13 protein-coding genes and 1 pseudogene are annotated in these 15,125 nt (G+C 59.4%); 8 read left to right on the forward strand and 6 right to left on the reverse strand.

Features of this window, described 5'->3' with window-relative positions; translation table 11 throughout:
- Positions 1-4: 4 nt before the first annotated feature.
- The 3 genes from KUW17_RS16820 to KUW17_RS16830 form a co-directional block, all read right to left on the reverse strand.
- On the reverse strand, positions 5-511 hold the full coding sequence (locus tag KUW17_RS16820) for a molybdopterin-dependent oxidoreductase (RefSeq protein WP_222481224.1): 507 nt from the start codon (positions 509-511) through the stop codon (positions 5-7).
- Positions 512-613: 102 nt separating this feature from the next.
- A complete protein-coding gene (locus KUW17_RS16825; RefSeq protein WP_222481226.1) occupies positions 614-1,501 on the reverse strand; it encodes a UTP--glucose-1-phosphate uridylyltransferase in 888 nt (295 codons plus the stop codon).
- Between the two features lie 23 nt (positions 1,502-1,524).
- Positions 1,525-2,916, reverse strand: coding sequence for a WecB/TagA/CpsF family glycosyltransferase (locus tag KUW17_RS16830; RefSeq protein WP_222481228.1), 1,392 nt, complete (start codon positions 2,914-2,916; stop codon positions 1,525-1,527).
- Between the two features lie 247 nt (positions 2,917-3,163).
- On the opposite strand from KUW17_RS16830, the gene KUW17_RS16835 reads away from it, so the two are divergent.
- The 8 genes and pseudogenes from KUW17_RS16835 (at position 3,164) to KUW17_RS16865 (ending at position 10,403) form a co-directional block, all read left to right on the forward strand.
- A complete protein-coding gene (locus KUW17_RS16835; RefSeq protein ID WP_222481230.1) occupies positions 3,164-3,778 on the forward strand; it encodes a response regulator in 615 nt (204 codons plus the stop codon).
- 131 nt (positions 3,779-3,909) lie between these two features.
- A complete protein-coding gene (locus KUW17_RS16840) occupies positions 3,910-5,355 on the forward strand; it encodes a hypothetical protein (RefSeq protein ID WP_222481232.1) in 1,446 nt (481 codons plus the stop codon).
- Entirely contained in the window at positions 5,352-6,608 is a 1,257-nt protein-coding gene (locus KUW17_RS16845) for an O-antigen ligase domain-containing protein (protein WP_222481234.1), read from the forward strand. Before KUW17_RS16840 ends, KUW17_RS16845 begins: the two co-directional genes overlap by 4 nt.
- A gap of 279 nt (positions 6,609-6,887) precedes the next feature.
- Positions 6,888-7,250, forward strand: coding sequence for a helix-turn-helix domain-containing protein (locus tag KUW17_RS16850; protein WP_222481235.1), 363 nt, complete (start codon positions 6,888-6,890; stop codon positions 7,248-7,250).
- Between the two features lie 256 nt (positions 7,251-7,506).
- Positions 7,507-7,743, forward strand: a pseudogene (locus KUW17_RS23375) (IS481 family transposase); the annotation flags it as partial.
- Positions 7,744-8,411: 668 nt separating this feature from the next.
- The gene (locus KUW17_RS16855; RefSeq protein WP_222481237.1) at positions 8,412-8,672 is read left to right on the forward strand and encodes a hypothetical protein; all 261 of its coding nucleotides are present in this window, start codon (positions 8,412-8,414) and stop codon (positions 8,670-8,672) included.
- A gap of 700 nt (positions 8,673-9,372) precedes the next feature.
- Positions 9,373-9,600 carry a transposase gene (locus KUW17_RS23530; RefSeq protein ID WP_222481629.1) on the forward strand — a complete coding sequence of 76 codons (228 nt, stop codon included), beginning with the start codon at positions 9,373-9,375 and terminating at the stop codon, positions 9,598-9,600.
- Between the two features lie 446 nt (positions 9,601-10,046).
- Positions 10,047-10,403 (forward strand): GFA family protein, encoded by a 357-nt coding sequence (locus tag KUW17_RS16865; RefSeq protein ID WP_222481239.1) that lies wholly within the window; start codon positions 10,047-10,049, stop codon positions 10,401-10,403.
- Between the two features lie 477 nt (positions 10,404-10,880).
- On the opposite strand, the gene KUW17_RS16870 is transcribed toward KUW17_RS16865, so the two are convergent.
- The 3 genes from KUW17_RS16870 to KUW17_RS16880 all read right to left on the reverse strand — a co-directional run bounded on the left by KUW17_RS16870 (position 10,881) and on the right by KUW17_RS16880 (position 15,098).
- Positions 10,881-11,174 (reverse strand): hypothetical protein, encoded by a 294-nt coding sequence (locus KUW17_RS16870; protein WP_222481241.1) that lies wholly within the window; start codon positions 11,172-11,174, stop codon positions 10,881-10,883.
- Positions 11,175-11,990: 816 nt separating this feature from the next.
- Entirely contained in the window at positions 11,991-12,278 is a 288-nt protein-coding gene (locus KUW17_RS16875) for a plasmid mobilization protein (protein WP_222481243.1), read from the reverse strand.
- A 1,149-nt stretch (positions 12,279-13,427) separates the two neighbouring features.
- Entirely contained in the window at positions 13,428-15,098 is a 1,671-nt protein-coding gene (locus KUW17_RS16880) for a BCCT family transporter (protein WP_222481246.1), read from the reverse strand.
- Positions 15,099-15,125: the final 27 nt, after the last annotated feature.

Genomic DNA, 15,125 nt, shown 5'->3' on the forward strand with positions numbered 1-15,125 from the left:
TTCGCTACTCGATCACTTCGATGCGGTCGAGCTGCCAGATGCTGCGGGAATAAACCACCTCTGATTGATATTCCGTTTTGCTGTCATAAGGGTAAACAATCCAGAGCGGCCCCTTGTCACGCACCGACATTTCCTCGCCGTTGAGCTTGTAGGCAATGATCGGTCCCCCTTCGACAGCATCTGACAGAGGGATGTCCACTGCATAGTCGTTGATGGCGGTAGCCCGCAACGTGGTTCCGGTGATGTCCAAACGGTCAACCAGCTGATCCAGCGGCACCCCCTCAAAGTGCTGCACGCCCTGCGTCCAGATTGTCGAGGTTTCAAATTCCACGGCACCCAGCCCTTCGAGCATGGCCAAATCGAATTGCGCTGCTCCCCCGGCGTTGTCCGTTTTGGGGGCACCGGACACAGTCAGAACCACCTCTCCGCTTGGCTGGCCCAAGTTTTCCGCTGCCAGCGGCTGTGCTGCAAGCAGGCAAATGGCAATTGTCTTGAGCGCTATATGAAGCATCACGCGGCCTCCGTTGATAATTGATCAAGATATGACACGACGCGGCTCAGGCGCCAAAAGGTTAGACGGATACCGGCCTATCCTTTCGAATAGGTCCCGCAATCACGCCGCCTGCGGAACCGGGGCAACACGCCCGGCAAGAAAGCCGGACAATTCGCGGGCCAGTTCCGGCCGGTCCAGCGCAAAGGCGGCCGTTGCCTGCACAAATCCTTGCACATTGCCGCAGTCAAACCGTTCGCCGTCAAACCGGAACCCGGTCACACCTGTTGTTGGAAGGTCCGCGTTGATGGCGTCCGTCAGTTGCAGCTCTCCGCCTGCGCCTGGGCAAATGGTGCCTAGAGCCCCAAAAATCGAAGGCTCCAGAATATAGCGGCCAACTACGGCATGTGTTGACGCTGCCTGTGCAGGATCCGGCTTTTCAACCATCCCGCGGGCGTGTGCGAGTTTTCCGGCCTCCCGCGCAACATCCAGAATACCATAGGAGGAGGTCTGCTCGCGCGCAACTTTCATGGTTGCCACCATGTGGCCGCGGTTCACGGCATGCGCTTCCACCATCTGGCGCAGCGCCCCGCGCGGCGCGCGGATCACGTCATCCGGCAGCAGCACCGCAAAGGGTTCGTTTCCAACCTGACGTGCGGCCAATCCCACAGCGTGGCCAAGGCCCAGCGGCTTGCTTTGGCGCACAAAAGACAAAGCCCCCTCTGGCATCCGGGTCCGTGCGATGGCCGCCAAAGCCGCTGTTTTGCCACGCATTTCCAATGTGTCTTCCAGCGCGGCGGCAGTGTCGAAGTAGTCCTCCAATGCTCCCTTGCCTGCGGCAGTGACAAAGATGAACTCTTCAATCCCCGCCTCCCGCGCCTCGTCCACCGCGTATTGGATCAGCGGGCGGTCCACCAGCGGCAGCATTTCCTTGGGGATGGATTTGGTGGCAGGCAGAAAACGGGTTCCCATGCCGGCAACCGGGAAAACGGCTTTGCGGATATGTGTCATTGCTTGTCTCCTGGATTGAAGGGTCAATAGGCGCCGCGGCCGGAAACAACCGCGCCAAATGTTCTGAGAATGAGCTGGAGGTTCAGCTTGAGCGAGCGGGCTTTGATGTAGCCGAGATCCATCTCAATCATTTCCTTGAAGCCGACAGAGGCCCGGCCTGACACCTGCCAGACGCCGGTGATGCCCGGTTTGACCTGCAGGCGGCCAAGCGCCCGGGGCGGGTAATCTGCGACCTCGCACGGCAGCGCCGGGCGGGGGCCGACGATAGACATATCCCCGCGCAGCACGTTGAACAATTGCGGCAGCTCGTCGATGGAGGTCCGGCGCAGCCAGCGGCCGACACGGGTGATCCGCGGATCCTGGCGCGACTTGAAGCAGAGTCCGTCCCGGTCTGAGTCGTTCAGGATCTCCGCCCGCCGGGTTTCGGCATCAGCAGTCATCGAGCGGAACTTGTAAATGGTAAAGGTCTTGCCGTTCAGCCCGACCCGCGTCTGTTTGAAAATCGCCGCCCCCTTGCTGTCTGCCCTGACTGCAAGCGCTGCCAGCAGCAGCAAGGGTGACAGCAGCAGCAGCGCCGAAAGTGCAACTGTGATATCAAGCGCGCGCTGCTGGACGTCGGCGAGGCGCTTCCGCCGCAGCGCAGCCAGTCCGGCATGAGCCAGGAAGCTGACGTTACCGGTCAGGTAGCGGCGTGCCATCCGGCGCGGCTCCATAGCCAGCCGCCAGACCCACTCCATCCTTGCCGCCCTGACCGGTTCCGGCGCCCGTGCAACCGAGCCCGACAGAAAGTCGAACAGCGCGCCCACTCCAAGGGTAAGATCGGCCTTCAGGTCATCAGCATGGCGGTGCAGCCACAGCTCCTGCATCGGCACGCCAAGCGCGACCAGCACGACGTCGGCGCCGCTTTCGTTGATGTCCGCGATAACGGCCTGGGTGTCCCGTGCTCCCTGATACCCGTCGCGGGTGCCAGCAATGCGCAGACCGGGGATGTCATAGACCAGCCGCGCCGCGGCTGCATCCGCAACTCCCGGCCGCCCGCCGAACAGGTAGACCGATTTGCCCATGCTGGCCGCACGCTGCAACAGCTGCGGCACAAAGTCGGTGCCGTTCAAATTGGCCGTCAGAGAATGACCGGTGAACTTTGCCGCCAGTTCAACTCCGATACCATCAGGCAGAAGGATATCCGCCCCGGCGACAGCCTCGGCATAGTGCGGGTCGCGGCGGCGGATATTGCAGCAATGCGCGTTCATGAAGAAAGCGCGCCGGCGGCCAGGCGACAGCAGCTTGGCAACAGCCTGATCAGCGCTGCTGTCAACCAGATGGAGGTCCAGAGCAGGCAGGTAAGCCGTGTTCAGGCGGTCGGTTTTGACTGCTGGGGCAGCACCGAAACTGGAAGAGGAATATGCAAGTGTCATCTGCTAAGTCCTTGAGCTGTCATTGGTTGCTCTCAGGCTGTTGTAGGCGGCCGCTCCTCTCAACGGAGCGGGAGGACAGGTCGCGGGTCCGTTGGCATCCCCGGCTTGCCTTGCGGCGTGCGAACCTATCCGCCCGGATCAGAAACTATCCAAATGCTTTCCAAGCTGCGGCGAATACGCACGACTTTTGCCGTGCAAGCGCCGCATTCACGCGGTACGTGTAGAGGAAGGGATCAAGGAGCATGTTATGAGAGTACTGATTGCCGATGACCACGACCTGCTGCGTGACACGCTTGTTCTGTTCCTGGAGGGGCAAGGGGCCATCAAGACCAGTACTGCGGCGGATCTGGATCAGGCATGCAAGCTGATCGAGACCGAAGATCCCTTTGATCTGATCCTGTTGGATCTGAATATGCCCGGCATGAACGGGCTGGCTGGCCTCAAGCGGGCGATGGCCATGAGAAACGGACAGCGGGTTGCTCTGATGTCCGGTGCGGCAACCCGCCAGATCGCTGAACAGGCGCTGGAGGCCGGCGCCGCCGGGTTTGTCCCAAAGACCCTGCCGGCAAAATCAATGATCAATGCAGTCAAGTTCATGGCGATGGGGGAGCAATATGCACCCATTGATTTCATGACCGCCACGGACCCGGAAACGGACCACCCGCTGGCCGAAAAACTTTCACCTCGCGAGCTTCAGGTTCTGAAAGGCCTGACCGAGGGCAAGTCCAACAAGGAAATCGCCCGCGATCTGGACATTACCGAACCGACAGTGAAACTGCACATGAAAACGCTGTACCGAAAGCTGGAAGTGGCAAACCGCACCCAGGCAGCACTGGCCGCACGCGAGGTCGGACTGTTCTGACTGCCTGCGGGGGCGCAGTCCTAAAACCTACTCCAACGGATAGCCGCGAATACGGATGCGCACCGGGATAGCCTTGCGCGCAGGCGCGGCGGGCAAAGCGCCGGGATAGTCTCTGGTTGAAGGAGACTGACATGCTGCAGAAACTTGCCGGAAAATTTGATGCTCCGCGGCGGCTTTGGCACCGGATATCCCTCCGCCGCATCATCGTCGGCGGGCGTTTGGGCGACACCAGCCGCATCCGCCGCTACCTGGCATTCTTGCTGCTTGGGCTGGCACTGGTCTGGGCGCCGATCAACGGCTACCTGCAAACCGCACCGCTTGCCTTCAAATCGCATGCGTCGCTCATCCTGCCAGGGTCCGGGGCGTCGGCCTCAATGAACCTCAATGGTATCGGGCAGGCGTCCTCCTATGCCAATTCCGCATTTGCCAGCAACTCCGTCAGCCCGACCGAAACATACAAGCGCCTGATCGGTGCTGACCGTATCCTCGCCGCGGCTGCTGGCGCGATGGGACTGAGCCGCCGTGAATTCGGCAAACCGCGGATCCGGCTGGTGGACCAGACCAGCCTCATTCACATCGAAATGACGGGGCCCAGTGCAGAAAACGCCCAGCAGCGCGGCAATGCCCTGCTGCAGGCCTTCTTCGAAGAACTGGACGCGCTGCGCAAGGATGAGCAAGCCACCCGCGAGGACAGCGGTCTGGCCGCCATTGGTGATTACCAGAGTTCGGTAGCGGTCACACGCTCTGACATCGGCAAACTTCAGAAATCCTCCGGGCTGCTGTCTGGCGAGGAGTTCGATGCAATGGTCGAAGACACCCGCGAACTGGAAGGCCGGGTTGAGGACATTGCCGGTATTCTTGAGGAAAAGACACAAAGCGTTGCCGCGCTTGAGCAAACCTTGGGCATCCAGGCCTCCGCCGCGGCCGCAACCCTGAAACTCTTTGCCGATGCAGACTTTCTCGCTCTGGAAGACGAAAGCGCCATCCATGCTGCAAAACTGGCCGAAGCCCGTGCGTCTTACGGTGAAGGGCACCCGAAGGTGCAAGCCGCACGTGCAGCCCAGGCTGCGGCGGAACACAGTGCAAGCCAACAGGCAGCGGCAGTGACAGGTATCCAAATTGATGAGCTGAAAAGGCTTGATCTGGCCCCGGACGGAGCGCGGGCAGAGTTGTTGGCTCAGCTTGTGCGGATGGATGCAGAGCGCATGGGCACAACCCGGCAGTATGAAGCTTTGGCTCAGCGTCTGGTTTTCGAGCAGACCCGGCTGCAACAACTGGCGGCTAGCGCAGCACGGCTGAAGGATTTGCAGCGAGATTTCTCTGTGGCTGAAGCAGTGTTTGCTTCTGCCATCGCCCGAACCCAGTCGACGAAATCGGATGTTTATGCCTCATACCCGCTGGTTCAGATACTCGAAAACCCGTCCCTTCCCGAACGCCCCTCTTCGCCTGACCGTAAGCTCGCCTTTGCCGCCGGGGTGGCGGCCACCTTCATGCTGCTGATCGCTCTGTTGCTGGGCTGGATCAGATCCGCGGTCATCGGCCGTCTTTTGGCCGCGCCCAAGGCAGCCGAAGCATGACCCCGCAAAACCCGGCAGAGCGGATGATCTACCGCTCCATGGTTCTGACTTGGCCCTTCTACGCCGTTGGTGCGCTATACGTCGTGGGTCCGGTGCTGGCCTGGGTTCTCGGCGCGTTAGCGGTGCTGGCTCTCTACCTTGGCCCGGCGTTCCGGCCGGATCTGCGTGCAACCGGTCCGGTTCCGGTGCTGATCTGGGCCTGGATCATCGGTATGGCCGTTATGCTGGTTGCGCTGTGGATCGGGCACCTCGACTGGGGCCTCGGCTTTAAAAAGACAATCAAGTCCTCAATCGGCTGGGCCAAGGGCTGGGCGCTGCTGGCCCTGTTCCCGCTGGTTGGCGCGGTGCTGCCGATCCGCCGCGAGGTTCTGATCCGCGGGCAATGCGTGATCGGGGCCTGGACGCTGGCGCTGGCACCGGTTCTGCTGGCAGCGCCCTACCTTGGCCTTCCCGAACGTGTCTTCACCTCACCGCTGAAGGCAGTTGGCGGGCCGGGGCCGGAGTATTTCAGTCTTTACCTGTTCACCTACGATCCGGCCAGCTGGACACCGCGCTGGCAATTCTATGCCCCCTGGTCGCCCTTCGCGGCGCTGCTGGGGGTCATCATGGTGCTGTTTGCGCTGGAGGAGAAAAACCGAAAGTGGATGCTGGCCGGTGTGGCCGCCGGGGTCCTGATGATTTTGGCATCAAAATCGCGGATGGGGCTGGTGGGGCTGATGGCCTGTACCGTTGCACCGCGCATGATGCCCCTGATCCTGCGCGGCTGGGCCTGGCATGTAACGGCTGGGCTGACAGCGTCTCTGGCGGTGACCGGCAGCACATTGGCGGCGCTGGCTGGCGATGCGGTGGCCGCATTCAAGGGGGCGAGGGCCGACAGCACCCGGGTCCGTGAAACACTGCAACGGATCGCCAGCGAGCGCTGGCAGAACGAAGCCTTCTGGTTTGGCCACGGCACAGTTCAACCCGGGTCCCATGCCGTGGAATACATGCCCATCGGCAGCCATCACACTTGGTACGGGCTGCTGTTCGTCAAAGGTGCTGCCGGTTTTGCCGCACTGCTCATTCCGCTGGTTTGGCACATCGGTTTTGTCATGGCGGATGCAGCAAAACACGCGCGCGGCCGCCTGCCGCTGGGAATACTGATGACAATGGTGCTGCTCTCTTTCGGGGAGAATATTGAAATCGAAGCCTATATGCTTTGGCCGGGCCTGATCCTGCTTGGTGTGCATCTTCGCGAAGCCGGGGCGGCTTAGGCCAGTTGCGGTTTCCTGCCGGAAGAATTCGCCCGGCCCGCTGATGTCGCCGCAACTGCAGCACCGATCACGCGTCTGCGGCGAAAGACCGGTTTGTCCCGTCAACGTCAGTTCGTGCCTACCCGCCGTGAAGCCTGAGTAGTTGCAGGTTTGTGTCCAATAAAGGAGGCGCCTCATGCGTCCTGGCTCTCAAAGGCTCTGCAAAAAGGAAAATCAAATTTGAAGCGCGTTGCTGGATATGGTAGCTGCACCTAAAGTTGCACGCTAGGGAATGTGTCTATGCCTCATCCAGTTGACGTTCATGTCGGTAAGCGAATTCGCCATCGGCGCTGGCTTGTTGGGAAAACCCAGCAGGAATTAGCTTCAGAGGTTGGCGTAAAATTCCAGCAAGTCCAGAAGTACGAAACAGGAGCGAACCGTGTCAGTGCTTCGCGTCTATGGGAGATTGCTGCCGCACTTGACGTGGATGTCACGCACTTCTTCGAAGGCTTGAACAGTGCCGAAAGCACGTCGGGTGAAAAGCACCTTTCCGCGGATGTAGTGCAGGCAAAGGAAGCTGTAGATCTTGTCAGGACGTTTTTTAGCATTCCAGAAGAGCAGCGTGCTCAGCTTTCAAGCCTGGCCAAAGTGCTTGCGGTTTAAGTAGAGCGAAGCCCAGTCAAAGAGCCGCGGGCGCCGTTCTAGCGCCCGCGGCAATTGAAAGAGTCCAGTAAGGGAGAAGGGCTGCCCGCTGTACTCGTTACCGGATCAACGATTGACCGCGGGCACCACCCCATCGGGCACTAGGGTATAAGGGTGATGTGCGCCCTTGGTTGAAGGCGACCACCGTGGTTTTGCCTAGGTGTTTGATCCCAGGGTTTGATGGTGCGATCCATTCGATTGAATGGAAGGATGCTTTATGGGACAGATACGTCACGGCTGCGCCACGACAACGCACGCCATCCGAGCAACAATACAGCGATCGCAAGCTTCGAACGCGGAGCTGAGCCGCGAGCTTGGCATCAACGTCAAGACCGTAGCCAAGTGGCGAAAGCGTCAAACGGTCGAGGACAGAAAGACAGGCCCAAAGGAGCCGAACTCGACTGTTCTAAGCAAAGATGAAGAGGCAATGATCGTTGCCTTCCGGCGGCATACTTTCCCTGCCGATGGTGGAGACGTGATTTCCAATGACGGTGAGGTCATTAGAACATATACCTGTGATGACAATGACTACTGTGAGTTCAGCCCGAATGGATCGGAGGTCTCGATAATCTCGGGATACCAAGTCGGGCCATTTTGTAGCGACATTGACGAATGGCACCAAAAGCAAGAGTCCATGCAAGGAGAGCGGGGGGCGTTTGATCGTCGAGCGGCCTGCAGCGGTAATTTAACTAAAAGTGGTGCAGGCCGCTCTGCCCCGTCCTTCCTTCCCCCAAATGAAGATCGGGATGCAAGGCGACATAGCGCAGAAACGGAATGTGTCCAGAAGCGGAGTGTGCAACCCGCAGGACCAATTAGTCCACCAACTGGTTAACTCGTGGGTTGCAGCCCCATGTCTCCATGAGGCTTATTGTAAGTAGCGCTGGCTAAAAGTTGATCAACTAAGGCTGGTTGGAGTTCAGTAAGGGGGAGGAAGGGTGTTCCATTTATTCAGCAACGCCAGTGAAGCTTGGGCCGAGTTCGAGTGTCCTGTGTGCTCTATTGATATGGATTTCGAGCTGAGCGAAGTGCCGGCCGAGGGTGAGGTGTTCGAATGCCCGAACTGCGCGGCCCACCTGGTTGTGCAGCATCTAAAGAGTGAAGCCAGCTAGGGAGAAAAGCTCAATGCAGGACCTGCCCAACTTACAGCAGATGGTTTTTTCCACAGTTTTGGGGGTGGCATTGCTTGTCCTCGTTAACCTCCTGCGGAAATTATTGTTTGAAGGTTTCATCGCCCGCGCAATTCCAGAGACCCCAGAGCAGCGTTGGGAAAGGTTGAAGAAGGCAGCCTGGGCTCGGGGGCGGGAGCTAGTTTATTTTCTCGCCGGGGCAGCTTCTTCAGTGTTTTCGCCTGAGATCCGCGCCATCTTGGGCTTGGAAGGGTAGTCAAATTTGTGTCCAGATAAGGAGAGTTGCAGCCCGCGGCACTCGTTACCAGGTCAATGTTTGACTGCGGGAGCCACCCCATCGGGCGCTGGGGCAAAAGGGTGGTGAGCGCCCCTTTGTTGAAGGCGCCCACCGCGGTATTGCCTAGATACTTAGGGAGAGCGGAAAATCTCCTAATACCCTTATGCGGTAGTTGGGTTAACGAAGCGTTGTCGCTTCGTCGGAGATCCAGAAAAGGAGAATTGACGTGCCGGTATTTACGAGCGAGGCGCGCAAGATCGCTGCCCAGTTTCCAAGCCTGAGTGGCGAAGAACGGCGCCACCTCATGGGAGAGATCGACCGCCTTGTGTCCGACAAGGTTGAGGCTGCCGCCGATATAGTAATGGCAGATGAACGCCTTGGCTGTGGCCGACATGGCTGAGCGCTGCGCATAGCGGACTAGTGGGAGCACCCAGGCTGCACGTGCGGCGAAAGCCCGGTTTGTCCCGCTTCTGCTCTTGAAATGCTGCACTATGCACCAACGGCCGGTTTGGGGAAGCTGCACTGCCGCATGCGGAAGTCCGATGGATGACTGCAAAGGGCCGGTCGTGCCTATTGCCCTGCCCGAGGAGCCACGACTGTGCAAAGGTCGCTGTCTGCGCTTCGCTGCCAACGGTGCAGGAGGCAGCATTAGCCAGGACCGCCGCCGCCTGGCGGATGGCTGCTTTGGTTCAAGCACCTCACCTCGGTCATCGGCGTAGGCGAAACGGCGGCGGCGCATTTTCCTGCAGAGCTGTTCTTACCCGAATGGTTCAACAGACCGGAGGAGGTCACATCCTATCTCGGTCTTGCCCCCGTCGTCAGGTCGAGCGGCAGAAGCCCTACAAGAGCAAAGCCGCGCCCGGTCAGGCAGAAACGCTTGCGCGGCATATTGGTCGAAGCGGCATGACAATGGACCTGGCACGATCCAGAGGCAAAGGCCATCTACAATCACTATTTTGCGAAGCATGGGATCGGGTAAAATGCCATTGTCGCCGTTGCTCGCAAGCTCGCGATCCAGCTCTGGCGCACGGCGATGGAAACACCACCATTTCCAGTCGAGGGCGCCGCGTGCGGGGCTCGGTCGGGATAGCCGACAACAAAAAGGGCGGCACCCTCATCAACCGGTGCGCGCCGAAAACGGTACTTGGTGATCCTGCATCCAGACAGGCACGAAAAAGAAAAGACTTACGCAAGGTCGGTATACAGTATTGGTTTAGCTTACAAACCGGCGATGCAAGACCTTCGTCAGTATAGGTCGGAGTTGACCAAAGCCGACTAAGCATGTCGCGGCCGGTGAAAGTGTTAAGATCCAAATAATGTAGCCTCGTTAGGAAGCAAACATAAGGGGCACAGATGATCAGATACACCGGAAGTTGCCACTGTGGTGCAGTGAAGTTCACGTTCTCTGCACCCGAGATAGAGCAGGCCATGCGATGCGACTGCTCCATCTGCGCCCGTAAAGGCATATCCATGTCGATGACGGCGATAGCGCCGGAAAACATTGAAATCTCAGCGAAGGGGGATGCCCTATCAACATACCAATTTGGCTCGATGACAGCCCGCCATCACTTTTGCAGCCAATGTGGCATTCAGACATTCGTCGAAACTCGCCTAAATCCGGGCCACTACCGAATTAACCTTGGCTGCGTCGATGGTATCAATGCGCTGCGCCTTCCCGAGATCATTTACGATGGACAATCCCTCGACTGAGGACAGTCAAATCTAACTCCTCGGCCATTGACAGAATTTCACATATGAAAGTCCTTCCCAGCCCCCGGCAGCGCGGGTCCAGCAGGCTGTTGGCCGCAGGAAACTTATGAAAGCAAAATCCGATATTGATCTGTTGCGGAGACCGCTCTAATCGCGGCTTTCCCTCCGCGTCGGCTGCAGCCTAAAAGCAGCTTCCAATCCTCCGGCTAGCGTCCGATCACTCGAGCGACGGGCCGCTGTACTCCTCCGGGACTGGGATCCCAAGGGAAGGCGCAAGCAAGGGGGCATAGGACCAGCAGAATTGCTCAGCCTCACCTCCTGGGCCGCGCACGAGAGCCCTGCGGGGTCCGGCGGCGGCAAAGCTGCCATCGCCGAACATGATGCGCAGCGGAAATTCCCCGTCCTGGTGGGCAATCTGCCAAGAACCGCGACCTGCGCCGATGCAGGCGACGACATGCCGCAAGAGGATGCCAAACGTCACTCCAGGGGCAGGTTCAGGATGGTCAGCACGCTGTCGAGCTTTCTTTCGAGGGCGGCCATCTGCTGCTGGTTGGCTTCCTGCTGCTGACGGCCAAGGCGCAGGTCCTCGGAGATCTGGAGAAGCGCTGACAGAAGCCCTTGCGCCAGGGTCTTGGAGTCCCGCTCGGGCGTTTCCAGAAGCGCGAGTAGTGGGTGCAACACTCTGATGTGTTCCTCGTTCCGGATCAATTGGTCGAGAAGCACCTGATGGTCCTGGGGCAGGTGAAGCGTTTTCGGTACGGATGTGGTCATGTATGAACTCCGTGAATTCGGGTCTGTATTGGTTAAGGGCATTGAAAAAACTAGCGGCTTCCAGAAACCTTCGTGCTTCGTCCAATTTGCGGGCGAATTCGAGGCGGCTGCGCAGGTGCCGTGGTTCCCAAGCCGGACCGAGATTTCCGCCTAGCACGCTGCCTGCACCATTCACCCAGAGATCGCTTTTGGTCCTGTGCGTGTTTAGGATCCGGGTGCGCCGAAACTCACCGGGGGCAAGACCCATGGCGGCGTCGAGCTCGGGGAGGGACCGTGGCTGCTGGTGCCGGAACACTGAGCCGAGGTCGGTATGTAACTGGCGGCGGAGGTCGGTGGTCAGGTTGCGCTGCGGCACTGGTGGGGTCAGGTCGGGGATCTTCGGGTCGAAATACACAGGCTTTTCGAGGCCCAGATGCCGTGCCAGCATCCCATGCACCCGGTCGGTGTTTTTTCGGGACACCCGGGGCCTGACCACCCAACCCGAAAAGGTCCGGGATACGATGGCCGAATGGACATGGTCGCAACTCTTGCCGGGGTGACGCGCGGCCAGCCATGGGGTTGCGAATTCCGGGAAACCTGTTTCGCGCAGCGCCGTCAGGAAAATCCGGGTCCATTGGCCGCTGCTTGCGCGCAAGCCTTCGGGCAAGGACAGCGTCATATGGATGATGGCATGACCCGCAGCGAGATGTTCGAGATACTGACTAAGCCGACGCCGGGGCAGCACCGGGATCGTGCCGCCAATAATCTCCGCGCCATCGTCGAAAATATAAGCGACGGCGGCTTGGGCGGTTTTGTGGAAGGTCACGTATGGGCGCATCAGCGTGCCGCCCCGCGCATGGCCAAAGCCTCGGCCAGCCGGCAGACTGCTTCGGCGAGACGGCCGATCCGGGAGGCGGGAACGCGGCCATGCAGCGCGTTGACCGCCAGGCCGAGTTTTCCGATCTCCTCTGCAAGGGCCGCATCACCACCGCCTGTCTCCAGCGCTGCATGGCGCAGATAACCTGCTTTTGTTGCAAAGCCGCTCTGCCTGGCAAGCTGTTCCAGCTGCTGATTCTCAGTCTCGCTTAAGCGGAACTTGACCATGTGGGTCCTGCGTTCGGTCATGACCTATCCTTCTGTTCCTGGGGCAAGCCTTTCCCGTTCGCGCAAACGCGTGTTCAGGCCCTGTCCTGCTGATCTCCGATATCTGGACAAATATAGGCCAGGAAGGCGAAAATCGGGATGGCCGGAGACAACGGGAATGTGGAAAACCCCATTCAAATGTTTCCGCGCCGTGCTCCTTGCCGATGCGGCCAGCTGGCATTCAACGCGGAGAAATAGGGCCCTGATGCTTAGGTCCTAACGCACGGGAGAAATCCTGAGCTCGATAATACGCCTGACGCAACCGGGACAATTATGCGCTTCCGCATCTGGTCACGGCACACCCTCGAAACCGGCTGCGGCCCGAAGTTTGCATCCCAGGCAACCCGGAGCTGGCTCGAGAAGGTCGGTGTGACCCCAATTCGGATCTTTCCGGGATCACCCTAGGACAACGAGTACAGCGAACGTTTCAATGGAACGCTTCGCCGTGAGATGCCCAATGCCGAACGGTTGAAGACCACAAAACAGGCGCAGATCGTCATTGATTGATGCGTCAGGCAATACAACCACACACGTCCGCATCAAGCGCTCAACATGTGCCCGCAGATGGCGCAGCGGCATCGTCCAAGGGGCCGGGAAAACCAGGGCCGACTAGTTGCTGAAATGACCGAGCTGGTCCGGCAAGATGGCAGCTGCCGATATCGGGGGGGCGCCGTGCTGCTGCGAGATCCAGTCTGGCAGGTCAGTTTCAGTTGGATCGAGCGGCTGTGGCGGCGGCGCTTCTTGCCGGGATCACCGATCAGAACTTCGTGGCGGTGTTTGGAAATGTCGATGGCGACCAGTAAGGTCGGCGCAGTAGAAAAGGTGGCGGTCATACCCGGCCTCCTCAGCGGTGTGGTTTACACAAAACCACTGTTGAGACCTGAGACCCGGTTATGGCCACCCGCTGCGCGATTTGAGGGCTGCGCGCGTGGCCATAGCCTCTCAGCGGCTAATCTTCCCGACGTGCTATGGGCCGGAGTTTGTTGCCAATGCGTGCGGACCTGGTGTGCGGCTGTCGGGGCAAAAATCCGCCTTCATCGAGCAGAGAACCTGACAAAGCCCTCCCCAGATTGATTGCAGAAAGAGCGCCCACAACAGGTCATGCGGGCGCTCCGGGAGTATTGTGTGCCGTTACTCGGCTGGCAACGGCTCCTCATCGTCCACTGTCGATGCCACTCCGGCCGCGTTCCGGCGGCTATCGTTGATGATCGCCTTGATCAGGGCAAAGCCCATCAGCACCATTGCAAAGCTGAACGGTAACGCGGCGATGACCATCGCGGTTTGAATGGCTTTCAGGCCGCCGACAACGAGCAGGGCGCCAACGACCAAGGCCAGCGCAATACCCCAAAAGATGATATGGGGGCGCGCCTTGGGGCCATCATCACCGGCGGCGTTGATGGTGTTGATGATCAACACGGCCGAGTCCGCGGATGTCACCAGATAGGTCAGCAGCAAAACGACGACGATGACCGAGAACACCCAGGTCAGCCCGTCGCTGAGCAGGACCGAAAGCGTGGCATAGAGCTGATCGGAAATCCCTGCGCCAAGGATCGCGTTTCCGGCGGCGCCGCTCAGTTCCAGATCAATGGCTGTGCCGCCGATAAAGGCAAACCAGATAAAGCACATGATCGACGGAATGATCATCGCGCCCAGAATGAATTCACGGACGGTTCTGCCGCGTGAAATCCGTGCCAGAAACAGGCCGACAAACGGCGTCACGGCAATCCACCAGGCCCAGTAGAACACGGTCCAGCCGCCTTGCCAGCCAGCCAGGGCCGCACCCTGTTCGGTGCCATCATCGGACCACACGGTAAAGCTGATGCCGGGCAGCGCGCGCAGGTAATCCCAGATGCCGACGAAGAACACTTCGAGAGCGAACATCGTGGATCCAAAGATCAGGAAGAACGCCAGCAGGAAGAAGCTCAGTCCCATGTTCAGGTTCGACAGCCATTTGATCCCGCGCCCGACGCCGGACAGGGCCGACAGCGTAGAAGCGCCGACAATGACCAGAAGGGCGAACAGGATTGCAGCGAAAGAGGCTTTCTGGCCGCCGTTTCCGTCGTCCACCAGCAGCCAGTCACCGACGCCGATACGGGCCAGGCCGGCAACGAATTGCTCCACACCAAACCCAAGCGTCTGCGCAATGCCCAGAACAATGGCGACCACCGACACGATGTCGACCAGATGCCCCAGCGGCCCCGACAGCGACTTGCCAAACAGCGGGATCAGCGCGGTGCGCACCGTCAGCGGCAGGTTGCGGCGGTAGGAGAAATAGGCAAAGGCCAGCCCGGCAATTGCATATGCGCCCCAGGCCGACAGCCCCCAATGCGCGAAGGACCAGATATAGGCCGAGCGCACAGCTTCTGCCGAGGTGCCGGCAACTTCGCCCATGATCACGTTGGGGTTGTTCTGGAAATGGTAAATCGGTTCAGCGGTCGCAAAAGTCAGCATCCCGATCCCGATACCCGCACTGAACATCATGGAAAACCATGAGAAATTCGAGAATTCCGGCTTTTCACCGTCCAGTCCCAACCGCAAGCGGCCGGAGACCGGCAGGAGCGCCAGCACCAGGCAAAGGATGAGGAAGAAGGCTACTGCATAGATGTACCAGTAGTTAAACACTCCGAGAATGAGCGTGTTGAGGGATCCCAGCGCCGATGAAGCGCTCTCGGGAAAGGCTACGGCCCATACGATCAGCGCCGTGACGAGCAGCTTGGCGCCAACGGCCACGTTTTTCGAAAACCCAGCGTAAAAGCCGCTCTCCGAAACTGGAATGTCCAATTCTCCTAAAGGTGGTTTCATACTTTCCTCCCTGGTTTGTGAAAACTG

The sequence above is a fragment of the Leisingera aquaemixtae genome (assembly GCF_019801145.1).
GTDB classification, from domain to species: Bacteria; Pseudomonadota; Alphaproteobacteria; order Rhodobacterales; family Rhodobacteraceae; genus Leisingera; species Leisingera aquaemixtae_A.